This window comes from Streptomyces sp. NPDC059875 (assembly GCF_042731085.1).
GTDB lineage: Bacteria > Actinomycetota > Actinomycetes > Streptomycetales > Streptomycetaceae > Streptomyces.
Genome location: NZ_JBHWJZ010000012.1, coordinates 134,086 through 157,654, shown reverse-complemented (window position 1 = coordinate 157,654; position 23,569 = coordinate 134,086). Strand labels below are relative to the sequence as shown.

At 72.2% G+C, this 23,569-nt stretch carries 17 protein-coding genes; 10 read left to right on the top strand and 7 right to left on the bottom strand.

What is annotated here, in order from left to right; translation table 11 throughout:
- Positions 1 to 117: 117 nt before the first annotated feature.
- The 4 genes from ACFV9D_RS17390 to ACFV9D_RS17375 all read right to left on the bottom strand — a co-directional run bounded on the left by ACFV9D_RS17390 (position 118) and on the right by ACFV9D_RS17375 (position 8,315).
- The gene (locus ACFV9D_RS17390) at positions 118 to 3,861 is read right to left on the bottom strand and encodes an ABC transporter ATP-binding protein (protein ID WP_385146313.1); all 3,744 of its coding nucleotides are present in this window, start codon (positions 3,859 to 3,861) and stop codon (positions 118 to 120) included.
- Between the two features lie 125 nt (positions 3,862 to 3,986).
- Positions 3,987 to 5,669 carry a thiamine pyrophosphate-binding protein gene (locus tag ACFV9D_RS17385; protein WP_385146311.1) on the bottom strand — a complete coding sequence of 561 codons (1,683 nt, stop codon included), beginning with the start codon at positions 5,667 to 5,669 and terminating at the stop codon, positions 3,987 to 3,989.
- Positions 5,670 to 5,775: 106 nt separating this feature from the next.
- Positions 5,776 to 6,750: an agmatinase gene (gene speB, locus ACFV9D_RS17380; protein ID WP_385146309.1), complete on the bottom strand. Its 975-nt coding sequence runs from the start codon at positions 6,748 to 6,750 to the stop codon at positions 5,776 to 5,778.
- Positions 6,751 to 6,833: 83 nt separating this feature from the next.
- On the bottom strand, positions 6,834 to 8,315 hold the full coding sequence (locus tag ACFV9D_RS17375) for a sodium:solute symporter (RefSeq protein WP_385146307.1): 1,482 nt from the start codon (positions 8,313 to 8,315) through the stop codon (positions 6,834 to 6,836).
- 186 nt (positions 8,316 to 8,501) lie between these two features.
- Here ACFV9D_RS17375 and ACFV9D_RS17370 point away from each other — a divergent pair, with 186 nt between their 5' ends.
- Positions 8,502 to 10,028, top strand: a complete 1,527-nt coding sequence (locus ACFV9D_RS17370; protein ID WP_385146305.1) for a PucR family transcriptional regulator ligand-binding domain-containing protein — start codon at positions 8,502 to 8,504, stop codon at positions 10,026 to 10,028.
- Positions 10,029 to 10,076: 48 nt separating this feature from the next.
- Here ACFV9D_RS17370 and ACFV9D_RS17365 read toward each other — a convergent pair whose 3' ends face one another.
- On the bottom strand, positions 10,077 to 10,706 hold the full coding sequence (locus ACFV9D_RS17365; RefSeq protein WP_385146303.1) for a hypothetical protein: 630 nt from the start codon (positions 10,704 to 10,706) through the stop codon (positions 10,077 to 10,079).
- A 150-nt stretch (positions 10,707 to 10,856) separates the two neighbouring features.
- On the opposite strand from ACFV9D_RS17365, the gene ACFV9D_RS17360 reads away from it, so the two are divergent.
- The 3 genes from ACFV9D_RS17360 to tesB all read left to right on the top strand — a co-directional run bounded on the left by ACFV9D_RS17360 (position 10,857) and on the right by tesB (position 14,195).
- Positions 10,857 to 12,041, top strand: coding sequence for a helix-turn-helix domain-containing protein (locus ACFV9D_RS17360; protein ID WP_385146301.1), 1,185 nt, complete (start codon positions 10,857 to 10,859; stop codon positions 12,039 to 12,041).
- A gap of 126 nt (positions 12,042 to 12,167) precedes the next feature.
- Complete coding sequence (locus ACFV9D_RS17355; protein WP_361851611.1) at positions 12,168 to 13,325, top strand: acyl-CoA dehydrogenase family protein; 1,158 nt, start codon at positions 12,168 to 12,170, stop codon at positions 13,323 to 13,325.
- Positions 13,326 to 14,195 carry an acyl-CoA thioesterase II gene (gene tesB, locus ACFV9D_RS17350; protein ID WP_385146299.1) on the top strand — a complete coding sequence of 290 codons (870 nt, stop codon included), beginning with the start codon at positions 13,326 to 13,328 and terminating at the stop codon, positions 14,193 to 14,195. It begins immediately after the preceding gene.
- Positions 14,196 to 14,314: 119 nt separating this feature from the next.
- Here the strand turns inward: tesB and ACFV9D_RS17345 are convergent, their stop codons facing one another.
- Positions 14,315 to 15,088 carry a phosphatase gene (locus ACFV9D_RS17345; RefSeq protein ID WP_385146297.1) on the bottom strand — a complete coding sequence of 258 codons (774 nt, stop codon included), beginning with the start codon at positions 15,086 to 15,088 and terminating at the stop codon, positions 14,315 to 14,317.
- A gap of 62 nt (positions 15,089 to 15,150) precedes the next feature.
- The gene (locus ACFV9D_RS17340) at positions 15,151 to 15,738 is read right to left on the bottom strand and encodes a TetR/AcrR family transcriptional regulator (RefSeq protein WP_385146293.1); all 588 of its coding nucleotides are present in this window, start codon (positions 15,736 to 15,738) and stop codon (positions 15,151 to 15,153) included.
- Between the two features lie 87 nt (positions 15,739 to 15,825).
- On the opposite strand from ACFV9D_RS17340, the gene ACFV9D_RS17335 reads away from it, so the two are divergent.
- From ACFV9D_RS17335 to ACFV9D_RS17310, 6 genes are all read left to right on the top strand, one after another.
- Entirely contained in the window at positions 15,826 to 17,433 is a 1,608-nt protein-coding gene (locus ACFV9D_RS17335) for a carboxyl transferase domain-containing protein (RefSeq protein ID WP_385146291.1), read from the top strand.
- A 14-nt stretch (positions 17,434 to 17,447) separates the two neighbouring features.
- A complete protein-coding gene (locus ACFV9D_RS17330; protein WP_385146289.1) occupies positions 17,448 to 19,367 on the top strand; it encodes a biotin carboxylase N-terminal domain-containing protein in 1,920 nt (639 codons plus the stop codon).
- Entirely contained in the window at positions 19,364 to 20,299 is a 936-nt protein-coding gene (locus tag ACFV9D_RS17325) for a hydroxymethylglutaryl-CoA lyase (protein WP_385146287.1), read from the top strand. The genes ACFV9D_RS17330 and ACFV9D_RS17325 overlap by 4 nt, the downstream gene beginning before the upstream one ends.
- Before the next feature lie 8 nt (positions 20,300 to 20,307).
- The gene (locus tag ACFV9D_RS17320; RefSeq protein ID WP_385146285.1) at positions 20,308 to 21,468 is read left to right on the top strand and encodes an acyl-CoA dehydrogenase family protein; all 1,161 of its coding nucleotides are present in this window, start codon (positions 20,308 to 20,310) and stop codon (positions 21,466 to 21,468) included.
- Between the two features lie 175 nt (positions 21,469 to 21,643).
- Positions 21,644 to 22,690: an ABC transporter substrate-binding protein gene (locus tag ACFV9D_RS17315; RefSeq protein ID WP_385146283.1), complete on the top strand. Its 1,047-nt coding sequence runs from the start codon at positions 21,644 to 21,646 to the stop codon at positions 22,688 to 22,690.
- Between the two features lie 3 nt (positions 22,691 to 22,693).
- Positions 22,694 to 23,542 carry a siderophore-interacting protein gene (locus ACFV9D_RS17310; RefSeq protein ID WP_385146281.1) on the top strand — a complete coding sequence of 283 codons (849 nt, stop codon included), beginning with the start codon at positions 22,694 to 22,696 and terminating at the stop codon, positions 23,540 to 23,542.
- The last annotated feature ends 27 nt before the right edge of the window (positions 23,543 to 23,569 follow it).

Below are 23,569 nucleotides of genomic sequence, written 5' to 3'. Positions count from 1 at the left end.
TCCCGACTCTGTGCCGTACATGCGTACGACGCAGGGGAGCGCTGCGCGGTTGCCTTCACGAGAAGCCGGTGGCGGTGGCGCCGGCGGTACGCCGCCGGCTCCCGGACCGACCGGAGCTCAGACCACCTTGGCCGCGGCCGGCTCCGCCTCGCCGATGAACGTGCGCCACAGCTCCGCGTACGCGCCGTCCCGTGCCAGCAGCTCGTCGTGGGTGCCGTCCTCCACGACGCGGCCGTGCGCCATGAGGATCACGCGGTCCGCGCGGGCGGCGGTGGTGAGGCGGTGGGCGACGACCAGCGTCGTACGGCGGCCGGCCAGGCGGTCGGTGGCCTGGTTGACCTGGGCCTCGGTGGCCAGGTCGAGGGCGGCCGTGGCCTCGTCGAGGAGCAGGATGTCCGGGTCGACGAGCTCGGCGCGGGCCAGCGCGATCAGCTGCCGCTGACCGGCGGACAGGTTGCGGCCGCGCTCGGCGACCTCGTGGAGGTAGCCGCCGTCCAGGGTCGCGATCATGTCGTGGGCGCCGACCGCGCGGGCCGCCGCCTCGACCTCCGCGTCGGTCGCCTCGGGGCGGCCGTACGCGATGGCGTCACGGATCGTCCCGGCGAAGAGGTACGCCTCCTGGGGCACGACCCCGAGCCGGTGGCGGTACGCGGTGAGATCGAGGTCCCTGAGGTCGGTGCCGTCGGCCGTGACGCGGCCGGCGGTCGGGTCGTAGAACCGCGCGACCAGCTTGACCAGGGTGGACTTCCCGGCACCGGTCTCGCCGACGAAGGCGACGGTCTGCCCGGCGGGGATGCGCAGGTCGATCCCCGTCAGGGCCTCCTCGGGCGCGTCGGCGGACCCGTACGCGAACGTCACGTCCTCGAAGGCGACCTCGCCGCGCAGCGACAGCACGTCCAGGGGTGCGTCGGCGGCGGCCGTCGACGTCGGCTCCTGGAGCAGCTCCTGCATCCGCTTCAGGGAGACGGTGGCCTGCTGGTAGCCGTCGAAGACCTGGGAGAGCTGCTGCACGGGCGCGAAGAAGAGGTCGATGTAGAGCAGGTACGCGACCAGGGCGCCCGTCGTCAGGGTGCCGGCCTCGATCCGGTTCGCACCGACGATCATCACGGCCGCCGCGGCCACGGAGGACAGCAGCGTGACGAAGGGGAAGTAGATCGAGATCAGCCACTGCCCGCGGATGCGGGCCTCGCGGTAGTCGGCGCTGCGGTCCGCGAACCGGGCGGCGCCCGAGCGCTCGCGGCGGAAGGCCTGCACGATCCGGAGGCCGGAGACCGACTCCTGGAGGTCGGCGTTGACGACGCTGATCCGGTCCCGCGCCAGCTCGTACGCCTTCACGCTGGAGCGGCGGAAGAAGAACGTGGCGAGGGCGAGGACCGGCAGCGTCGCGAAGACGACCAGGGCGAGCTGGAGGTCGAGGACGAGCAGCGCGCCCATGATCCCGAAGAAGGTCGTGACGGAGACGAATGCGGTGACGAGCCCGGTCTGGAGGAACGTGGACAGCGCGTCCACGTCCGTGGTCATCCGGGTCATGATCCGGCCGCTCAGCTCGCGCTCGTAGTAGTCGAGGCCGAGCCGCTGGAGCTGGGCGAAGATCTTCAGCCGGAGGGCGTAGAGGACCCGCTCGCCGGTGCGGCCGGTCATCTTGATCTCGGCGGTCTGCGCGGCCCACTGCACGACGACGGTCAGCAGGGCGAGCACGGAGGCGGCCCAGACGGCGCCCATGGCGAGCTTGTTGACGCCGTCGTCGATGCCGTGCCGGATCAGTACGGGCAGCAGCAGGGCCATGCCCGCGTCGACGGCGACGAGGCCGAGGCTGATGAGCAGCGGGAGGCCGAAGCCGCGCAGCAGGCGGCGCAGCCCGTAGGACTCCTCGGGGGTGACGGCCCGCGCCTCGTCGACGTCCGGGGTGTCGGTGGCGGGCGGGAGCGCCTCGACGGCGGCGAGCAGTTCGGGGGTGGCTCCGGGCGCCGAGGACTCCGCGGCGGCGTTCTCCTCGCGTACCCAGAGGGTGGGCGTGATGCCGCGTTCGGCGTCGAACTCGGCGTCCAGCTCCGCGCGCAGGGTGCGGTCCTCCGGGACCTCCACCGCCACGGCGTGTCCGGGCGAGACGCCGCCGAGCTCGTCGGGGTCGGTGAGGAGCTGCCGGTAGAGCGCGGAGCGCTCCTCCAGCTCCTCGTGCGTGCCGATGTCGGAGAGCCGGCCGTCGTCGAGGACGGCGATCCGGTCGGCGAGGCCGAGGGTGGAGCGGCGGTGGGCGATGAGGAGGGTCGTGCGGCCGGCCATCACGGAGGCGAGGGCCTCGTGGATCTCGTGCTCCACGCGCGCGTCGACGGCGGAGGTGGCGTCGTCGAGGAGGAGCAGCCGGGGGTCGGTGAGGATGGCGCGGGCGAGGGCGATCCGCTGGCGCTGGCCGCCGGAGAGGGTGAGGCCGTGCTCGCCGACCTTGGTGTCGTAGCCGTCGGGCAGCTCGGCGATGAAACGGTCGGCCTGGGCGGCGCGCGCCGCGTTCTCGATCTGCTCCTGGGTGGCGTCCGGGTGGCCGTACGCGATGTTGGCGCGGACGGTGTCGGAGAACAGGAAGCTGTCCTCGGGGACGAGTCCGATGGCGGCGCGCAGGGAGTCGAGGGTGAGCTCGCGGACGTCGTGGCCGCCGACGAGGACGGCCCCGTGGGTGACGTCGTAGAAGCGCGGCAGCAGGAGCGAGACGGTGGACTTGCCGCTGCCGGAGGCGCCGACGACGGCGACGGTCTCGCCGGAGCGGATCTCCAGGGAGAAGCCGTCGAGGACGGGACGTGATGTGCCGGAGGCGCCCTCGTACGCGAAGCTCACGTCGTCGAACTCGACGGTGGCCTCGGCGTCCGCCGGCAGCTCCTTCGTACCGTCCTCGATCGCCGGCTGGGTGTCGATGAGCTCCAGGACGCGGTCGACGCCCGCGCGGGCCTGCTGGCCGACGGTGAGGACCATGGCGAGCATCCGGACCGGGCCGACGAGCGAGGCGAGGTAGGAGGAGAAGGCCACGAAGGTGCCGAGCGTGATCTGGCCGCGGGTGGCGAGCCAGCCGCCGAGCGCGAGGACGGCGACCTGACCGATGGCGGGGACCGCCTGGAGGGCGGGGGTGTACCTCGAGTTGAGCCGGATCGTGCGCAGCCGGCCGGCGAAGAGCTTGCGGCTGGCGTCGCGGATCTTGCCGGTCTCCTGCTCCTCCTGCCCGAAGCCCTTGACGACCCGGACGCCGGTCACGGAGCCGTCGACGACCCCGGCGACAGCGGCCGCCTGCGCCTGGGCGTACCAGGTGGCGGGGTGGAGCCGGACGCGGCTGCGCTTGGCGATGAACCAGAGGGCGGGGGCGACGGCGAGGGCGACGAGGGTGAGCGGGAGGGAGAGCCAGGCCATGACGGCCAGGGAGATCAGGAAGAGCAGGATGTTCCCGATCGTCATCGGGAGCATGAAGAGCAGGCCCTGGATCAGCTGGAGGTCGCTCGTGGCCCGCCCGACGACCTGCCCGGTGGACAGCTCGTCCTGCCGCCGGCCGTCGAGCCGGGTGATGGTGCCGTACATCTCGGTACGGAGGTCGTGCTGGACGTCGAGGGCGAGCCGGCCGCCGTAGTAGCGGCGGATGTAGGTGAGGACGTAGACGACGAGGGCGGCGCCCATGAGGAGCCCCGTCCAGACGCCGAGAGACCTGGTCTTCGCCCCGATGACGTCGTCGATGATCACCTTGGTGATCAGCGGCACGAGGGCGAGGACGGCCATGCCGGCCAGGGATGACCCGAGCGCGAGCACGACATTGGTCCGGTACCGCCACGCGTACCCGGCCAGCCTGCGCGCCCAGCCCCGTTCTTCTTGCCCCGCCGCGGCCACGTGGTGCCTCCCGTTCGTCCTGCTCTACCGGAAGGCACCAACACGGGTGAGGTGGGATTTCATCCCGCCGCAACAAACTCGCGCACAGGTCCGGTCCCTGGTCCTAGGACCAGGGACCGCGCGGTTCAGATGTGCGTCGGCTCGAACATGCGCAGGAGAGCCGGGAGGACCACCACCGAGGGGCCCGGGGTCTCCAGGGCCTTCGACAGGTCGGCCGTCAGGGATTCCGGGGTCGTGCGGGCCGCGGGGACGCCGAAGGATTCCGCCAGGGCGACGAAGTCCGGGCGGGCGAGTTCGGTGGCCGTGGCCTCGCCGAAGGCGTCCGTCATGTACTCGCGCAGGATCCCGTAGCCGCCGTCGTCCACGATCAGCCAGGTGACGTTCGAGCCGTACTGCTTCGCCGTCGCCAGCTCGGCGATCGAGTACATCGCACCGCCGTCGCCGGAGACCGCGAGGACCGGCCGGGTCGGGTCGGCCGCCGCCGCGCCGAGGGCCGCGGGGAAGCCGTAGCCGAGGCCGCCGGCGCCCTGGGCCGAGTGCATCGTGTTCGGGTGGCGGGCGTCGAAGGCCGACCACGCCCAGTAGGCGAGGATCGTCATGTCCCAGAAGCTGGGCGAGTCGTCCGGCAGCGCCTCGCGGACCGAGGCCACGATCCGCTGCTCCAGGCCGAGGTCCTGGGCCGCGATCCGGTCCCGGACCTTGGTGAGGACGGCCTCGACCCGGGCGGGGGCGGTCTCGTCCGGGCGCTCCGGCACGGTCTCCAGGAGCGCCGAGAGCGCCAGGCGGGCGTCCGCGTGGATGCCGAGCGCCGGGTGGTTGGACTCCAGCTTGCCCGCGTCCGCCTCGATCTGGATCACCCGGCCGCGCGGGGCGAAGGTGTGGTAGTTCGAGGACAGCTCGCCGAGGCCGGAGCCGACGACCAGCAGGACGTCCGCGTCCTCCAGGAAGTCGGTGGTGTGCCGGTCCTCCAGCCAGGACTGCAGCGAGAGCGGGTGCTCCCAGGGGAAGGCGCCCTTGCCGCCGAAGGTGGTGACCACGGGCGCGTTGACCCGCTCGGCGAGCGCGCGCAGCTTGCCGGAGGCGTCGGAGCGGACGACTCCGCCGCCCGCGATGATCGCGGGCCGCTCGGCGTTCGCGAGGAGATGGGCCGCGACCGCCGTCAGCTCGGGGCGCGGGACGACCTCCTCGGGCGTCGCGTCCATCGCCGTGACGACGGGTAGCGACGTCTCGGCGAGCAGCACGTCCTGCGGGATCTCGACCCAGACCGGCCCGTGTGGGGCGGTCAGCGCCGACTCCCAGGCCGCCGCGATCGCGGACGGGATCTGGGACTGCGTACGGACGGTGTGGACGGACTTCACGATGTCCCGGAAGGACGCCTGCTGGTCGCGCAGCTCGTGGAGGTAGCCGTGCCGCCCGCCGCCGAGGCCGGCCACCGGGACCTGGCTGCCGATCGCGAGGACGGGCGCGGAGGCGGCGGCCGCCTCCTGGAGCGCGGCGAGCGACATCAGCGCGCCGGGGCCGGTGGAGAGCAGCAGCGGGGCCGCCTCGCCGGTCATCCGGCCGTACGCGTCGGCCGCGAAGCCCGCGTTGTTCTCGACGCGCAGTCCGACGTACGAGAGCGAGGAGCGGCGCAGCGCGTCGAACATGCCGAGGGCGTGCTGGCCGGGCAGGCCGAAGACGGTGGTCGCCCCGAGACCGGAGAGGGTCTCGACGACGAGGTCGCCGCCGTTGCGCCCTGCGGGCGGGTTGAGCGCGGCGGCGGTCTGGGCCTCCGTGGGGCGGAGCACCAGGTCGTGGTCGTGGGTCATGGACGGTCCCTCTGGGCGTGGCGTGGTGGTCGGGTGCGGCCCGGTGGGTGGTTTGTGCCCACCCGTTCCGCCCCTGCAGAACGAATGCCCACAAACCACCAGGGGGCTACTTCGCGCGGCTCGCCGCGATCTGGCGGGACATGATCGTCGTCAGCTCGTACGCCGTGTGCGAGGCGGCGACGGCGGTGATCTCGGCGTGGTCGTAGGCCGGGGCGACCTCGACGACGTCGGCGGAGACCAGGTTGCAGGAGGACAGGCCGCGCAGGATCTCCAGGAGCTCGCGGGAGGTCATGCCGCCCGCCTCCGGGGTGCCGGTGCCGGGGGCGTGCGCCGGGTCGAGGCAGTCGATGTCGATGGAGATGTACAGCGGGCGGTCGCCGATGCGCTGGCGCAGCTGGTCGGCGACCTCGTCGGCGCCACGGCGGTAGATGTCCGCCGAGGTGACGATGCCGAAGCCCATCTTCTCGTCGTCGGTGAGGTCCTGCTTGCCGTACAGCGGGCCGCGGGTGCCGACGTGGGACAGCGCCTCGGTGTCGAGGATGCCCTCCTCGACGGCGCGGCGGAACGGCGTGCCGTGGGTGTACTCGGCGCCGAAGTAGGTGTCCCAGGTGTCGAGGTGCGCGTCGAAGTGGAGCAGGGCCACCGGGCCGTGCTTCTTGGCGACGGAGCGCAGCAGCGGCAGCGCGATGGTGTGGTCGCCACCGAGGGTCATCATGCGCGCGCCGGTGCCGAGCAGGTCGTCGGCCGCGGCCTCGATCGTCTCGACGGCCTCGTTGATGTTGAACGGGTTGGCGGCGATGTCACCGGCGTCGGCGACCTGCGCCAGGGCGAACGGCGAGGCGTCCTGGGCCGGGTTGTACGGGCGCAGGAGGCGGGAGGCCTCGCGGATCGCGTTGCCGCCGAAGCGGGCGCCGGGGCGGTAGGAGACGCCGCTGTCGAAGGGGACGCCGACCACGGCGACGTCGGCGGTGCCGACCTCGTCGAGTCGCGGCAGCCGGGCGAACGTCGCGGGACCGGCGTACCGCGGGATGCGGGACGAGTCGATCGGGCCGCGGAAGGCGTTCTGGTCGCTGCTGCTCATGGTCGGGTCCTCCTGGGTGTATCGGTGGGGTCCGGTCGGGGGCCTCGGGTCTCGGGGCCCCCGACCGGGAGTCTGCGGTGCGGTCAGCCGGTCGAGGCGGCCGGAACGGTCTCCGGCGTCTCGTCGGCTTCGGCGGATTCGGGGTCCTGGCCGGCCAGCCGGGCGCGCCAGTTCGCGAGCACGGCGGCGTCCGTCGGGCGGGTCGCCAGGGAAACGATCACATACGCGGCGAGCGAGGCCAACAAACCATAGTAAACAGGCTCATTTGCCAAGATTCCGTAAGTCCACATCAAGCCAATGACGGACAGGCCGCCGACGGTGACCGCGGCAAGGGCGCCCTGCACGGTGCCGCGGCGCCACAGCAGGCCGCCGAGGATCGGCACGAGCAGCCCGCCGACCAGCAGGTTGTAGGCGACGGTGAGGGCCTGCACGACGTCGTTCAGGGCGATGGCGATGGCGATGGTGGCGATGCCCATGAGCAGGATGAAGAGGCGGTTGCCCTTCACCTCGTCGTGGTCGTCGCCGTTGCCGGTGGCCAGACCGCGCAGGCGCGACCAGATGTCGTTGTTGGCGACGGTGGCGCAGGCGATCAGCGCGCCGGAGGAGGTCGACATGACGGCGGCCAGCGCGGCGGCGAGGACCAGGCCCCGCACACCCATGGGCAGCTCGTCCTTGACGATGGTCGCGAAGGCGTCGTCGGCGCTGGGCAGGTTCGGGTAGAGCACCTTGGCCGCGGTGCCGATGACGGCGCCGGCCAGGGCGTACACGAGACAGTACGTACCGGCGACGGTGCCGCCCCACTTGGCGACCTTGTCGGTCCGGGCCGTGAAGACCCGCTGCCAGATGTCCTGGCCGATGAGCATGCCGAAGGTGTAGATCAGCACGTACGTGAAGATCGTCTCGCCGCCGATGCCGAGCGGCGCGAAGTACTCGGTGGGCAGCTGGGCCTTCATCTCGGCGAAGCCGCCGGCCTTGATCACGGCGATGGGCAGCAGCAGGATCAGCACGCCGATGGTCTTCACCACGAACTGCACCATGTCGGTGAGGGTGATGGACCACATGCCGCCGAGCGTCGAGTACGCGACGACGATGGCGCCGCCGAGGACGATCGCGAACGTGCGGGGCAGGTCGAAGAGGACGTCGAAGATCGTGGCGTACGCGATGGTCGAGGTGACCGCGAGCATCAGCGTGTACGCCCACATGACCACGCCCGAGATGACACCGGCCTTGCCGCCGTAGCGCAGGTCGAGCATGTCGGAGACGGTGTAGACCTTCAGCCGGGCGATGCGGGCGGAGAAGAAGACGCTCAGCGCCAGCAGGCCGAGGCCGATGGTGAAGACCATCCAGGCGCCGGAGAGGCCGTACTTGTAGCCGAGGCCCACGCCGCCGATGGTCGAGGCGCCGCCGAGGACGATGGCGGCCATGGTCCCGGAGTACATCCAGGGGCCGAGCCGACGACCCGCCACCAGGAACTCGCTCTTGGACTTGGCGCGGCGCATGCCCCACCAGCCCATCGCGAGCATGCCGGCCAAGTACAGGACGATCACTGTGTAGTCGACGGCCATGGGGCCCTCCCTCGTTCACTTCGGTGGCGTGTCGTGCGGGTGGAGTGACTCCAGTGACTGATCGCGGGGACATCCGCCCGTACCCGCGGCCGCTGGATGGGTCGAGACTAGGTGGCCGGAAAGGGCCCCTGAAGCGTAAGTTTCATCCACTGTTCATCGGGGGCAATGTACGAAAGGTCCATAGCGATGACCGCCCAGGAACCCGCATCCGCCCCGCCGGCTCCACCGGCTCCACCCGTCTCACTGGCCGCTCTGCTCAGCCGCCAGGACCTGGGGCTCCGGCTGCTCGCGGGGCCGCCGGACGCGGCGATCCACTGGGTGCACACCTCCGAGATGGCCGACCCGTACCCGTATCTGCTCGGCGGCGAGCTGCTGATGACGGCCGGCGTGCAGCTCCCGGACCCGGCGCACTATGTGGAGCGGGTGGTGGCGGCGGGCGCGGCGGCGCTCGGGTTCGGCGTCGCGCCGGTGTACGACACGGTGCCCGCGGCCCTCGTCGCCGCGTGCGAGCGTCACGGGCTCCCGCTGCTCGAAGTGCCGCCGCAGACGCCGTTCACGGCGGTGGCCCGGGCGGTGTGGCGGCTGATGGCGGAGGCCCGCCACCGCGAGCTGCGCCGGGTGACCGAGGCGCAGCAGTCGCTGGCCACGGCGGCCGCCCGGCCGGCTCCGGTCCCGGCGGTCCTCGGCGCGCTGGCGTCCCGGCTCGGCGGGCGGGCGGTGCTCTACGCGGCGGACGGCTCGGCGTACGCGGCGGCGGGCCGGGCGATCGGCGCGGAGGCGGAGGCCGCGCTGCGGGACCTGGCGGGGGTGGTGGGCCCGCGCCCCGGCGGCCCGGCGTCGGCGAGCGCGGACGGCGGGGGGATGCGGCTCGCGGCGTACGCGCTGGGCGGCGGCGGTCTCGCCCTGGGCGTGGCCGCCGAGCGCCGGGAGGCCGCGGACCACACGATCGCCGGGGTGGCGGTCGTCCTGCTCTCCCTGCTGACCGCCCCGCACCGCGGCGCGGACGTCTCGGCCCGGGACGCGGCCCTGGTCCGCCTCCTCCTTGGCGCCCCACCGGAGGAGGCCGCACCCGCCCTGGGACCGGGCCCCTGGACCGTGGTCCACGCCCGCGGCGGCGACGGCACCCCCCTCGCCGCGGCGACGCTGGCCTCGGCCCTGGGCACCCCTCTGGTGGACGCGGGCGAGCCGGAGGACACCGGGGCCACGGAGTCGGGCCGCCACGCGGGCGAGCCGTCCGGGCGGACCGGGAAGCCCACCCGGCCCGGTCACGAGGGCAGAGCCGCCGTCCGGCTCCTGCTGCCGGCCTCCTCCCCCGTCACCGCCCAGCCCGGGTGGACCCTCGGGGCCGGCGCCCCGGTCGAGGCCCGGGACCTCGCCGTCGGCGACGCCCAGGCCGCGCGGGCGCTGCGGCGGGCCGAGGCGACCCGCGCCGCGCTCGTACGCCACCGGCCCGCCGGGTTCGGCGGGCTGATGGACCGGGAGGAGGCGTCCGCGTACGCACGGACCCTGCTCGCGCCGATCGGCGAGCCGCTGATCGAGACGCTGCGGACCTGGCTGTCCCTGCACGGCAACTGGGACCGCACGGCCGTCGCCCTGGACATCCACCGCAACACCGTCCGCCAGCGCATCGCCCGCTGCGCCACGCTCCTGGAGATGGACCTGGACGACGCGGACGTACGGATGGAGCTGTGGTTCGCCCTCGCCAGGGTGTGACCGGGAGGGTGTGACCGACCGCGATCGGGACGTCCTGGACAGCCAGGGTCAGGGCCAGAGCTTGTTCACCGCGGTACGCGTGGTCGCCTTGAAGTCCTGCACCGGGGCGTCCTCGAGGTCGCCCATCTGCCCCCACTGGACGTAGGTGACGGTCCGTCCGTCACGGCCCACCGAGAAGAGATGGATGTCCGTGGTCCCGATCTCGCGGTTCTCGGTGTCCAGGCTGTAGACGTACGCGCCCTCCTCCACCGCGAGCCTGCCCTGGTACAGGCTGCTCGCGTCGATGCCGGGGTACTCGCGCTCGAGGCGCTCCCCGCAGCCGGCCAACGCCTTGCGCAGCGCGTCGACGAGCCCGGCGGCCTTGGCTTCGGTCGCGGCGACCGTGGTGACCTGGACAGCGCCGGTGTCCAGTTCGGTGCGGAAGGTGCGGTGGCTGGTGCCCTCGACCGGGAGCACGCCCGGGGAGCAGAACATGCCGGTCTCCGGCAGCCCCGCGGTGACCGGATCGGCTGTCCACGGCGTGGCGGAGGGCGGCATCTGCGCCGCGGACAGGAACGCCGGCCGCGGCGCCGTGGTGGTGGTCGGGGCCGCCGAGGCCGTGGCGGACGGAACGGCGGCCAGGGCGACGAGGCCGAGGGCGGCGCCGGAGACGGCGAGGACGGAGCGGAACGTGGTCATGACGGGATCCCCCTGATCGCTGCGGGTCGTGAAGACTCCGCCAGCGTCCGGGCGGAGGAACGGCGGGCGCAACGGCGGCGCGTGCCCGCGCCGTGCCGGAACCGTTCCACCCCCGCTGACGTGGGAGTACGTAAAGGGGGTGGAACGCGGATGGGACGGACGCAGGACCCGGCGGTCGAGGAGTTCGCGCGGCAGGTCCGCGCGCTCAAGGAACGCTCCGGCCGCAGCTACGGCTCCCTCGCGCGGCGGCTGAACGTGAGCACGTCCACGCTCTTCCGGTACTGCTCCGGCGAGACGGTGCCGGAGCGGTTCACCGTGATCGACCGGCTGGCCGGGCTCTGCAGAGCGACCGAGGAGGAGCGGCACCGCCTCCAGCTGCTGTGGACCCGGGCCGACCAGGTCCGGAGGCCATCGCCCGCGCCGGAGCCGGGGCCGGGACCGAGGAGGGCGGCGGCGGATCCGGTGGGGGTGCCGGCGCCGGCACCCGTCCCGCGCGCCGGGTCGCACGGGACGCGTCCGAGCCGCGCGCGGCTGCGCGCCGGGACCGCCGCGGCGGTCACCACGACCCTCGCGCTCTTCGCTCTCGGCCCGTCGACCGCCTCCGGCTCGGGCTCCGGATCGGACTCCGGGAGCCGGGCCGCCCCCACCGCGGAACGCACCTCCCCCGGTCCCCCTGCCCCAGCCCCCGCGCCGCCCTTCACCTGGACCGTCGCATCGCACGTCTGGAAGCAGGGCTGCGGCCACACCTACCTCGTCGACGGCGGACCCGAGCAGGTGCCCCCACCTCCCGCGGCGCAGGACGCCGCGCCGTGGGCACGTGCCCAGGACGCCGTGCACGGAGGGGACACCCTCGTGCGCCTCTCCCTTCAGGGCAGGTCTCCCACCACGGCGGTGCTCATCGAAGCCCTGCACGTACGGGTCACCGGCCGCGCGGAGCCCCTCGCCCGGAACGCGTACCGGATGGACAACGGCTGCGGCGGCGCCGTCACCCCCCGCTTCTTCGACGTGAACCTCGACGCGCACCGTCCCGTGGCACGCTCCGTCGCGGGCTTCGACGCCCTCGCGGGCGACACCGGCCGGCCGATCCCCGCGGTCTCCCTCCCGTACGCCGTGACGGCCTCGGCCCCCGAGGAACTGCTGGTGACCGCCCGGACGGTCGGCTGCGACTGCCGTTGGTACCTGGAGCTGGAGTGGAGCAGCGCGGGGCGGACCGGCACGGTCCGGATCACCGACGACGGCCGGCCGTTCCGTACGAGCGGCATCGAGGGGAGCCCCGTGTTCGAGTACGACACCCTCAACCACCGCTGGATCACCGCTCAGGCCCCTGGCGCCTGAGCGGACGTGATGTGGGCAACCCTGCGGCCCTCAGATCTGGACAGCGGCGTGAACTGATGGGTAACTTGACTGAGCAAGCGCTTAGGCATAGTGGGCCAGGCGCCCAGGACTCCGAGGAGGCGGCTCGTGCGCCGTACCGTATTCAACGAGGACCACGAGGCGTTCCGGGAGACCATCCGCGCCTTCATCGAGGCCGAGGTCGTCCCCGTCTACGACGAGTGGTTCGCCGCCGGCCAGGCGCCGCGCGAGTTCTACGGCAAGCTCGGCGAGCTGGGCATCTTCGGCATCAACGTCCCCGAGGAGTTCGGCGGCGCGGGCCTGGACACCCACAAGTTCGAGGCCGTCCTCTACGAGGAGACCTCGCGCGCGGGCGTCCAGTTCGGCGGTTCCGGCGTGCACGTGCTGCTCGCCCTGCCGTACATCAAGATGCTCGCCACCGACGAGCAGAAGAAGCGTTACCTCCCGAACTTCGTCTCCGGCGACGAGATGTGGGCGCTGGCGATGACCGAGCCGGGCACCGGCTCCGACGTCGCGGGCATGAAGACCACCGCCAAGCTCTCCGAGGACGGCACGCACTACGTCCTCAACGGCGCCAAGACCTTCATCACCGGTGGCGTCCACGCCGACCGCGTGATCGTCTGCGCCCGTACGTCCGCCCCGACGGCCGAGGACCGCCGCTTCGGCATCTCCCTCTTCGCCGTGGACACCAAGTCCGAGGGCTACTCCATCGGCCGGAAGCTCGACAAGCTCGGCCTGCGCACCTCCGACACCGCCGAGCTGGCGTTCGTCGACGTGAAGGTGCCGGTCGAGGACCTCCTCGGCGAGGAGGGCAAGGGCTTCTACTACCTCGGCCACAACCTGGCCTCCGAGCGCTGGGGCATCGCCTTCGGCGCCTACGCGCAGGCCAAGGCCGCCGTCCGCTTCGCCCAGCAGTACGTGCAGGAGCGCACCGTCTTCGGCAAGCCGGTCGCGCACTTCCAGAACACCAAGTTCGAGCTGGCCGCCTGCCAGGCCGAGGTGGACGCCGCCGAGGCGGTCGCCGACCGCGCCCTGGAGGCCCTGGACGCGGGCGAGCTGACCCCGGCCGAGGCCGCGAGCGCCAAGCTCTTCTGCACCGAGGTCGCGCACCGCGTCATCGACCGCTGCCTCCAGCTGCACGGTGGCTACGGCTACATGAACGAGTACCCGATCGCGCGCCTCTACGCCGACAACCGCGTCAACCGCATCTACGGCGGCACCAGCGAGATCATGAAGTCGATCATCGCGAAGTCGATGGGCCTGTAAGTGCCCGAGGCGCACAACGCTCTGGATGCCCTGCTCGATCTGCTCGACCTGGAGCGGATCGAGCAGGACATCTTCCGGGGACAGTCCCGCTCCGCCGTCGTCCCCCGCGTCTTCGGCGGCCAGGTGGCCGCGCAGGCGCTGGTGGCGGCGGGGCGGACCGTCCCCAACGACCGGATCGCCCACTCGCTGCACGCGTACTTCCTGCGCGCCGGGGACCCGGGCGCGCCGATCGTGTACACGGTCGACCGCATCCGGGACGGCCGCTCCTTCACCACCCGGCGGGTCGTCGCCGTCCAGCACGGGCAGCCGATCTTCCACCTCTCCGCGTCCTTCCAGACGTACGAGGAGGGCCTGGAGCACCAGTACGACATGCCGGCCGCGCCGGACCCGGAGTCCCTGCCGACGGCGGCCGAGATGCTGCCCCGGCACCTTCCGGCCGACGTGGCCGCGCGCCTGGTCGAGGCGCGTGCGGCGGTGGACCTGCGGTACGTCGACACCCCGCCCTGGGGCTCCGTCGGTGAGCCGCGCGAGCCGCGCTCGCAGGTCTGGTTCCGTACGAACGGCAAGCTGGCCGACGACCCGCTGCTCCACGTCTGTCTGGCGACGTACGTGTCCGACATGACGCTGCTCGACTCGGTGCTGCTCGCCCACGGGCGGGGCGGCTGGGCGGTCGGCGACGTCGTCGGGGCGTCGCTGGACCACGCGATGTGGTTCCACCGGCCGTTCCGGGCCGACGAATGGCTGCTGTACGACCAGGAGTCGCCGTCCGCCTCGGGCGGGCGAGGGCTCGGCCAGGCCCGGATCTACACGCAGGACGGGCAGCTGGCGATCTCCGTCATCCAGGAGGGCGTGGTCCGCGTCCCGCGCTGAGACCGAGACGGATCAGGCGGCGGTGGTGCGCGGTGAAGGCGACGCGTGAAGTGTCCCCGACCAGCTCGAGTTCGGCCGCCGCGTCGAGGGATGCCTCGAACGCGTAGAGCAGGAACCGATCAGAGCAGCCCGGCCGCGTCGAGCAGGTAGTCGGTGAGCGGCTCGTAGTACCGGGGGTCCAGGACGTGGTCGTCCAGGGGGATCGTGACCTGCATCGTGCCCTCGGCCTCGCCGATGAAGAGGGCGGGGTCGTTGCAGTCGGCGTAGCCGACGGAGTCGATGCCCCGCTGGCCCGCGCGGCCCGCCCAGCCGTGGTCGGCGACGACGAGGTCCGGTCGGCCGTCCTCGCCGAGGGCGTCCAGGATCGCGTTCATCGGTTCCGGCGAGTGGGTGTGCCAGAGGGTGGCGCCCCGCTCGAAGACGGCGACGTCGGCGAACTGGACGACGTACCCCTCGTCCGCGATGAGCCCGCCCGGGATCCGTACGATGTCGCAGCCCTTGGCCCGTAGGGCGGCGGCGACCCGGCTGTGGGCGTCGATCAGCGCGCCGGGGTGCCCGGTCGCGAACAGCACCCGCTCCTTGCCCGCGGCGGCCTTGCGCAGCCGCGCGGCCGTCCGGTCGAGGGCGTCGACGGTCAGCTCGGGGTCGATGGTGTCCTGCCCGGTGCGGTGGGCGGGGTCGTCGTTCACCCCGCACCGCTCGGCCATGACGGCGAGCACGTCCTGCTCGTCGGTCCACCGGTCGCCGAGCTCGAGGCCGAGCCAGTAATGCCGGTCGCCGTTGGCGAGCTTGCGGTAGTGGGAGAGGTTGTTGTCGCGCGGGGTGGCGACGTCACCTGCGATCCGGGTCCGTACAAGGTGCTCGACGAGGGCGGGGCGACTGAGTATCGGCATGGTGCTCATTCTGCCGGTCCGTGGCGTCGGCGGCCGCCCGATTCCGCCCCGTGGACCGGAGGCTACGCCTCCGCCAGGGCGCCGAACGCCCCGTGCGCCAGCCGCCTGAGCAGCTCCTCCATGGCCCCGCGCCCCAGCGCCGCGAGGTGCGGCGTCGAGTTCAGCAGCCCGAACACCGCGTGCACGGCGGCCCGCGCCTCCGACTCACCGGCCGCCGGGTACAGCTCCCGCACCACCGCCACCCACAGCTCCACGTACTGCCGCTGCAGCTGCCGCACCCGCTTGCGGTCCTCGTCCTTCAGCCGGTCCAGCTCCCGGTCGTGCAGGGTGATCAGCGGCCGGTCGTCGAGCGCGAAGTCGATGTGCCCGTCGATGAGCGCGCCGAGCAGCGCCCGCGGGTCCCCGGCCGCGTCGCCCACCCGCAGCCGTCCGCCGTCCAGGAGCCGCTCGCTGATGCCGACGAGCAGCTCCGCCAGCATCGCGTCCTTGCCCGCGAAGTGCCGGTAGAGGCCGGGGCCGCTGATGCCGACGGCCGCTCCTATCTCGTCGACACCCACGCCGTGGAAGCCGCGCTCGGCGAAGAGGCGAGCGGCCTCCTTGAGGATCTGCTCGCGTCGCGTGGGGGCGTCGGTCCTGGCGGTGGTGGTCATGGAATCGATTCTAGACAATGGGGTTAGCGGTCGTTAACCTGAAGGACATACGTTAACGCTCATTAACCGAGCAAGGGAGCTCAGTCGATGCAGCAGGCACCTGTGCTGACGAGCGCGGAGGACCCCGCGTCGGCGGCCTGGCAGGCCAACGAGGCGGCCCACCACGAGCTCGTCGGCACCCTGCGCGCCAAGCTCGCCGCGGCCGCGCTCGGCGGCGGCGAGAAGTCCCGCGCCCGGCACACCGCGCGCGGCAAACTGCTGCCGCGGGACCGGGTGGACACGCTTCTGGACCCGGGTTCGCCCTTCCTGGAGCTGGCCCCGCTGGCCGCGAACGGCATGTACGGCGACCAGGCACCGGCCGCCGGAGTGATCGCCGGCATCGGCCGGGTCTCGGGCCGCGAGTGCGTGATCGTCGCCAATGACGCGACCGTCAAGGGCGGCACGTACTACCCGATGACGGTGAAGAAGCACCTGCGGGCCCAGGAGGTGGCGCTGGAGAATCGTCTCCCCTGCCTGTACCTCGTGGACTCCGGCGGCGCCTTCCTGCCCATGCAGGACGAGGTCTTCCCGGACCGCGAGCACTTCGGCCGGATCTTCTACAACCAGGCCCGGATGTCCGGCGCCGGCATCCCGCAGATCGCAGCGGTCCTCGGCTCCTGCACGGCCGGTGGCGCATACGTCCCGGCGATGAGCGACGAGGCCGTGATCGTGCGGAACCAGGGCACGATCTTCCTCGGCGGCCCGCCTCTGGTGAAGGCCGCGACCGGCGAGGTCGTCACGGCGGAGGAGCTGGGCGGCGGCGAAGTGCACTCCCGTACGTCCGGAGTCACCGACCACCTCGCCGAGGACGACGCCCACGCGCTCCGCATCGTCCGCAACATCGTCGCCACGCTCCCCGCGCGGGGGGCGCTGCCCTGGTCGGTCGAGCCGGTCGAAGAGCCGAAGGTCGACCCGGCGGGGCTCTACGGCGCGGTCCCGGTGGACTCCCGTACCCCGTACGACGTCCGGGAGGTCATCGCGCGGATCGTGGACGCCTCCCGCTTCCAGGAGTTCAAGGCCGAGTACGGGCAGACGCTGGTCACCGGCTTCGCCCGGATCCACGGGCACCCGGTCGGGATCGTCGCCAACAACGGCATCCTGTTCTCCGAGTCCGCCCAGAAGGGCGCCCACTTCATCGAGCTGTGCGACCAGCGCGGCATCCCGCTGCTGTTCCTGCAGAACATCTCGGGCTTCATGGTCGGCAAGGACTACGAGGCGGGCGGCATCGCCAAGCACGGCGCCAAGATGGTGACGGCGGTGGCGACCACGCGCGTGCCGAAGCTGACCGTGGTCGTCGGCGGCTCGTACGGCGCGGGCAACTACTCGATGTGCGGCCGGGCGTACTCGCCGCGCTTCCTGTGGATGTGGCCCAACGCCAAGATCTCGGTGATGGGCGGCGAGCAGGCCGCGTCCGTCCTCGCGACGGTCAAGCGCGACCAGCTCGGCGACGAGTGGAGCGCGGAGGACGAGGAGGCCTTCAAGGCCCCGATCCGCGCGCAGTACGAGACCCAGGGCAACGCCTACTACGCGACGGCCCGGCTCTGGGACGACGGGGTCATCGACCCGATGGAGACCCGACAGGTGGTGGGCCTCGCGCTGACGGCCTGCGCCAACGCGCCCCTGGGTGACCCCCAGTTCGGCGTCTTCCGGATGTGAGGGGACCTCAGAAGATGTTCGACACAGTCCTTGTGGCCAACCGGGGCGAGATCGCGGTCCGGGTCATCCGCACCCTGCGCGCGCTCGGCGTGCGCTCGGTGGCGGTGTACAGCGACGCGGACGCCGAGGCCCGGCACGTACGGGAGGCGGACACGGCGGTACGGATCGGTCCGCCGCCGGCCTCGGAGTCGTACCTGTCGGTGGACGCGCTCCTCGACGCGGCGCGGCGCACCGGCGCACAGGCGGTCCACCCGGGCTACGGCTTCCTCGCGGAGAACGCGGGGTTCGCGCGGGCGTGCGCGGAGGCGGGTCTGGTCTTCATCGGCCCGCCGGCCTCCGCGATCGCCCTGATGGGCGACAAGATCCGGGCGAAGGAGACCGTGAAGGCGGCGGGCGTCCCGGTGGTGCCGGGCGCGGCCGATCCCGAACTGGAGGCCGCCGCACGGGAGCTGGGCGCGCCGGTGCTGCTGAAGCCGTCGGCGGGCGGTGGCGGAAAGGGAATGCGGCTGGTCCGCGACCTGTCGACGCTGACGGACGAGATCGCGGCGGCGCGGCGGGAGGCGAGGTCGTCCTTCGGCGACGACACGCTGCTCGTGGAGCGGTGGATCGACCGCCCGCGGCACATCGAGATCCAGGTCCTCGCGGACGGGCACGGAAACGTCGTGCACCTCGGGGAGCGCGAGTGCTCGCTGCAGCGGCGTCACCAGAAGATCATCGAGGAGGCGCCGAGCGTCCTGCTGACGCCCGAGATCCGGGAGCAGATGGGCGCGGCGGCGGTCGAGGCGGCTCGCTCCTGCGGCTATGTGGGCGCGGGAACGGTCGAGTTCATCGTGCCGGGCGTGGACCCCTCGTCGTACTACTTCATGGAGATGAACACCCGTCTCCAGGTGGAGCACCCGGTGACGGAGCTGATCACCGGGATCGACCTGGTGGAGTGGCAGCTCCGGGTGGCGGCGGGCGAGAAGCTGGGCTTCGCCCAGGAGGACGTCCGCCTCGACGGCTGGGCGATCGAGGCGAGGATCTGCGCGGAGGACCCGTCGCGCGGCTTCCTCCCGTCGGGCGGCACGGTCCTGTCCCTGCGGGAGCCCGCGGGTGACGGGGTCCGCACGGACTCGGGCCTGAGCGAGGGCACGGAGGTCGGCAGCCTGTACGACCCGATGCTCTCGAAGGTCATCGTCCACGCCCCGGACCGCCCGACGGCCCTGCGCCGCCTCCGCGCGGCCCTGGCGGACACGGTCACCCTGGGCGTCCCGACGAACGCGGGCTTCCTGCGACGGCTCCTGGCCCACGAGTCGGTGGTGTCCGGCGACCTGGACACGGGCTTGGTGGAACGCGAGGCGGAGAGCCTGGTCCCGGAGGGCGTGCCCGACGAGGTGTACGCGGCAGCGGCGGCGGTTCGGCTCGCGGGACTGGCTCCCGAGGCTCGGGACGGCTGGACGGACCCGTTCTCGGTGCCGAGCGGCTGGCGCCTGGGCGGCCGGCCCGCCCCGCTGCCCTTCCCACTGCGAGTAACGGGACTCGAACCCGTCATGGTCGAGGCGCCGGACGGCGCGCGGGTCACGGACGAGTCGGTCACCGTCTCGGTGGACGGAGTCACCCACCACTTCCACCGCAGCGGCAACTGGTTGGGCCGCGACGGCGATTCCTGGCATCTCCAGGATCACGACCCCGTCGCCGCCGCGCTCACCGGCGCACGGCACGGTGGCGCCGACACGCTCGCCGCGCCCATGCCCGGGACCGTCACCGTCGTGAAGGTGGCCGTCGGGGACGAGGTCGTCGCCGGGCAGAGTCTGCTCGTCGTCGAGGCCATGAAGATGGAGCACGTCATCTCCGCCCCGCACGCCGGCACCGTCACCGAGCTGGACGTCACCCCCGGCTCCACCGTCGCCATGGACCAGATCCTCGCCGTGGTGACCCCCAGGGAGGAATCATGACCACGGGCCTGCCCATGCACGTGCCCGCCGCCGGGCTCCCCGCCCGCGTCCGGATCCACGAGGTCGGGCCCCGCGACGGGCTCCAGAACGAGAAGACCGTCGTGCCGACCGCCACGAAGGCCGAGTTCGTCCGGCGGCTCGCCGCCGCCGGGCTCTCCACCGTCGAGGCGACCAGCTTCGTGCACCCCAAGTGGGTGCCCCAGCTCGCCGATGCCGAGGACCTCTTCCCGCTCCTCAGCGGCGTGCCCGCGCGGCTCCCCGTTCTCGTGCCCAACGAGCGCGGCCTCGACCGCGCCCTCGCACTCGGCGCCCGCGAGATCGCCGTCTTCGCCTCCGCCACCGAGTCCTTCGCCAAGGCCAACCTCAACCGCACCGTCGACGAAGCCCTCGCCATGTTCGAGCCCGTCGTCACCCGCGCCATAGAGCAGGGCCTCCGCATCCGCGGCTACCTGTCGATGTGCTTCGGCGACCCCTGGGAGGGCGCCGTCCCCGTCGAGCAGGTCGTCCGCGTCACCAAGGCCCTCGCCGAGATGGGCTGCGACGAGCTGAGTCTCGGCGACACCATCGGGGTCGCCACCCCCGGCCACGTCCAGGCCCTGCTCCAGGGCCTCAACGAGGCCGGTGTGCCCACCTCCCGCCTCGCCGTGCACTTCCACGACACCTACGGCCAGGCCCTCTCCAACACCCTCGCCGCGCTCCAGCACGGCGTGACCACGGTCGACGCCTCCGCCGGCGGCCTCGGCGGCTGCCCGTACGCGAAGAGCGCCACCGGCAACCTCGCCACCGAAGACCTGGTCTGGATGCTCGACGGCCTCGGTGTCGAGACCGGGGTCGATCTGGCCGCCCTCACCGCCACCAGCGTGTGGATGGCCGAACAACTGGGCCGACCGAGCCCGTCCCGTACCGTCCGCGCCCTCTCCCACAAGGAGTGACGAAACCCATGTCCCTCGACCACCGGCTCTCCGAAGAGCACGAGGAACTCCGCCGCACTGTCGAGGAGTTCGCGCACGACGTCGTCGCTCCGAAGATCGGCGACTACTACGAGCGCCACGAGTTCCCGTACGAGATCGTCCGCGAGATGGGCCGCATGGGCCTGTTCGGCCTGCCCTTCCCGGAGGAGTACGGCGGGATGGGCGGCGACTACCTCGCCCTCGGCATCGCGCTGGAGGAGCTCGCCCGCGTCGACTCCTCGGTCGCCATCACGCTGGAGGCGGGCGTCTCGCTCGGCGCGATGCCGGTCTACCGCTTCGGCACCGAGGAGCAGAAGCAGGAGTGGCTGCCGCGGATGTGCAGCGGCGAGATCCTGGGCGCCTTCGGCCTGACCGAGCCCGGCGCGGGCAGCGACGCCGGCGGCACCCGCACCACCGCCATACGCGATGGCGACGACTGGGTCATCAACGGCTCGAAGTGCTTCATCACCAACTCCGGTACGGACATCACGGGTCTGGTCACCGTCACGGCCGTCACCGGCCGCAAGCCCGACGGCCGCCCCCTGATCTCCTCGATCATCGTCCCCTCCGGCACCCCCGGCTTCACGGTCGCCGCCCCCTACTCCAAGGTCGGCTGGAACGCCTCGGACACCCGCGAGCTGTCCTTCGACGACGTCCGCGTGCCCGCCGCGAACCTGCTCGGCGAAGAGGGCCGCGGTTACGCGCAGTTCCTCCGGATCCTCGACGAGGGCCGGATCGCGATCTCGGCGCTGGCGACCGGGCTCGCGCAGGGCTGTGTCGACGAGTCGGTGAAGTACGCGAAGGAACGTCACGCCTTCGGCCGGCCGATCGGCGACAACCAGGCCATCCAGTTCAAGATCGCGGACATGGAGATGCGGGCGCACATGGCCCGCATCGGGTGGCGCGACGCGGCCTCGCGCCTGGTGCTCGGCGAGCCGTTCAAGAAGGAGGCGGCCCTGGCGAAGCTGTACTCGTCCACCGTGGCCGTCGACAACGCCCGTGAGGCCACCCAGATCCACGGCGGCTACGGCTTCATGAACGAGTATCCGGTGGCCCGGATGTGGCGCGACTCCAAGATCCTGGAGATCGGCGAGGGCACGAGCGAGGTCCAGCGGATGCTGATCGCCCGGGAGTTGGGCCTCTCCGCCTGACCGGACGACAGTTCACCCGAAAGCCCGTCACTCCGCCCGGGGTGACGGGCTTTCGCATGCCTCTGGCATGTGACGTACAGCCCAGGGCCCGCCCCTACTGATCGACATGAGGTTAGGCTAACCTACCTTCAACCTGCCCAGGCCGACCCCGGCACGTACCGAAAGCGACTTCGCCATGCCCAGCAACGCCCGAGCCACCCATCTCACCCGTCGCGGTCTGCTCGCCGCGGGCAGCGCCCTCGGGCTCGGCGCCGCGCTCGCCGCCTGCGGCACCGAGACCAAGGACAGCGCCTCCTCCGGCGCCTCCGAGAAGGCCGGCCCCTGGAAGTTCACCGACGACCGCGGCACGGCGGTCGAGGCGAAGTCCACCCCGAAGAACATCGTCGCCTTCACCGGAATGGCCGCCGCGCTCAAGGACTTCGGCATCGAGGTCAAGGGCGTCTTCGGTCCGACGTACGTCGAGGACCCGAAGACCAAGGAGAAGAAGCCGGACGTCCAGGCCGGCGACCTCGACATCAACAAGGTCACGGTCATCGGCAACGTCTGGGGCGAGTTCAAGATCGAGGAGTACCTCAAGCTCAACCCCGAGCTCCTCATCACGGACATGTGGGAGAAGAACGACCTCTGGTACGTCCCGGCCGAGCAGAAGGACAAGATCCTCAAGGTCGCCCCGAGCGTCGCCCTGTGGGCCTCCGACAAGTCGATGCCGGCCGTGCTCCAGCGCCACGCCGACCTCGCCGCCTCGCTGGGCGCCGACGTCAAGACCAAGCAGATCCTGGCCGACAAGGCCCGCTTCGAGGCGGCCGCCGAGCGCGTCCGCCAGGCCGCCAAGGGCAAGAAGGACATCAAGGTCCTGATCGGCTCCGGCTCCCCCGACCTGTTCTACGTCTCCACCCCGGTCCGGCCGACGGACACGCTCTACTTCAAGGAGCTGGGCGTCAACCTGGTCGTTCCCACCAAGCTGGACCAGGGCGGCTGGTTCGAGGGCCTGAGCTGGGAGAACGTCGACAAGTACCAGGCCGACATCATCATGCTCGACAACCGGACCTCGGCCCTGCAGCCCGAGGCCCTGAAGGCCAAGCCGACCTGGGCCGCGCTGCCCGCCGTCAAGGCCGGCCAGGTCATCCCGCGCGTGACCGAGCCCATCTACTCCTACGCCAAGTGCGCCCCGCTCCTGGAGGACCTGGCGAAGGCCCTGGAGAACGCGAAGAAGGTGTCCTGACCCATGACGAACGCCGAGACCGCCCCGTTCCAGTTCTTCTCGCTCCAGGTCGACCGGACGAGGCGGCTCGGCCCGTCCCTGGTCCGGGTCACCTTCACCGGCGAGGACCTCAAGTCCTTCGCCGCCGGCGGGCGCGACCAGTCGCTCTCACTCTTCCTGCCGCACCCCGGTCAGGAGGCCCCCGTCCTGCCGCCGCTGGACAACCCGGACATGTACGCGATCCTGGGCGCCTGGCGCGCGATGCCGGACGACGAGCGGGCCGTGATGCGCTCGTACACCGTCCGCGAGCAGCGGACCGAACCGGCCGAGGTCGACATCGACTTCGCGCTGCACGAGGACGGTGGCCCCGCCTGCCGCTGGGCGCAGCACGCCAAGCCCGGTGACCGGGTGGTCGTGCTCGGACCGGCGATCGCCGAGAACACCGGCGTGCGGTTCCAGCTCCCCGCCGACGCCGACTCCGTCCTCATCTGGGCGGACGAGACGGCCCTGCCGGCCGCCTCGGCGATCCTGGAGTGGCTGCCGGCCGAGACCCGGGCCCACGTCTACCTCGAAGTCCCCTTCTCAGGCGACCGCCTGGAGCTCGCGACCGAGGCCGACGCCACGATCACCTGGCTGGTACGGGAGGAGGGGGCGCCCTCCGCCGTGGACGCGGTGCGCGCCGCCGAGCTGCCGGGCCGGGCTCCGTACGTCTGGATCGCGGGCGAGTCCGGGGCGGTGAAGGCGCTGCGTCGCCACTTCGTGCGGGAGCGCGAACTCGAACGCCGCCGGGTCACGTTCGTCGGCTACTGGCGCAAGGGACTGTCCGAGGACGCCCTGCGCGAGGTGCCGGACGAGACGCAGGAAGACGCGTAGCGGTCACGCACGCCTCACGCGAACGCC

Excerpts from the sequence above, each read along its gene's own strand:
- ACFV9D_RS17385 (WP_385146311.1), bottom strand. The coding sequence starts at position 5,669 with ATGACCCACGACCACGACCTGGTGCTCCGCCCCACGGAGGCCCAGACC.
- speB (WP_385146309.1), bottom strand. The coding sequence starts at position 6,750 with ATGAGCAGCAGCGACCAGAACGCCTTCCGCGGCCCGATCGACTCGTCC.
- ACFV9D_RS17375 (WP_385146307.1), bottom strand. The coding sequence starts at position 8,315 with ATGGCCGTCGACTACACAGTGATCGTCCTGTACTTGGCCGGCATGCTC.
- ACFV9D_RS17370 (WP_385146305.1), top strand. The coding sequence starts at position 8,502 with ATGACCGCCCAGGAACCCGCATCCGCCCCGCCGGCTCCACCGGCTCCA.
- ACFV9D_RS17365 (WP_385146303.1), bottom strand. The coding sequence starts at position 10,706 with ATGACCACGTTCCGCTCCGTCCTCGCCGTCTCCGGCGCCGCCCTCGGC.
- ACFV9D_RS17360 (WP_385146301.1), top strand. The coding sequence starts at position 10,857 with ATGGGACGGACGCAGGACCCGGCGGTCGAGGAGTTCGCGCGGCAGGTC.
- ACFV9D_RS17345 (WP_385146297.1), bottom strand. The coding sequence starts at position 15,088 with ATGCCGATACTCAGTCGCCCCGCCCTCGTCGAGCACCTTGTACGGACC.
- ACFV9D_RS17340 (WP_385146293.1), bottom strand. The coding sequence starts at position 15,738 with ATGACCACCACCGCCAGGACCGACGCCCCCACGCGACGCGAGCAGATC.
- ACFV9D_RS17335 (WP_385146291.1), top strand. The coding sequence starts at position 15,826 with ATGCAGCAGGCACCTGTGCTGACGAGCGCGGAGGACCCCGCGTCGGCG.
- ACFV9D_RS17330 (WP_385146289.1), top strand. The coding sequence starts at position 17,448 with ATGTTCGACACAGTCCTTGTGGCCAACCGGGGCGAGATCGCGGTCCGG.
- ACFV9D_RS17325 (WP_385146287.1), top strand. The coding sequence starts at position 19,364 with ATGACCACGGGCCTGCCCATGCACGTGCCCGCCGCCGGGCTCCCCGCC.
- ACFV9D_RS17320 (WP_385146285.1), top strand. The coding sequence starts at position 20,308 with ATGTCCCTCGACCACCGGCTCTCCGAAGAGCACGAGGAACTCCGCCGC.
- ACFV9D_RS17315 (WP_385146283.1), top strand. The coding sequence starts at position 21,644 with ATGCCCAGCAACGCCCGAGCCACCCATCTCACCCGTCGCGGTCTGCTC.
- ACFV9D_RS17310 (WP_385146281.1), top strand. The coding sequence starts at position 22,694 with ATGACGAACGCCGAGACCGCCCCGTTCCAGTTCTTCTCGCTCCAGGTC.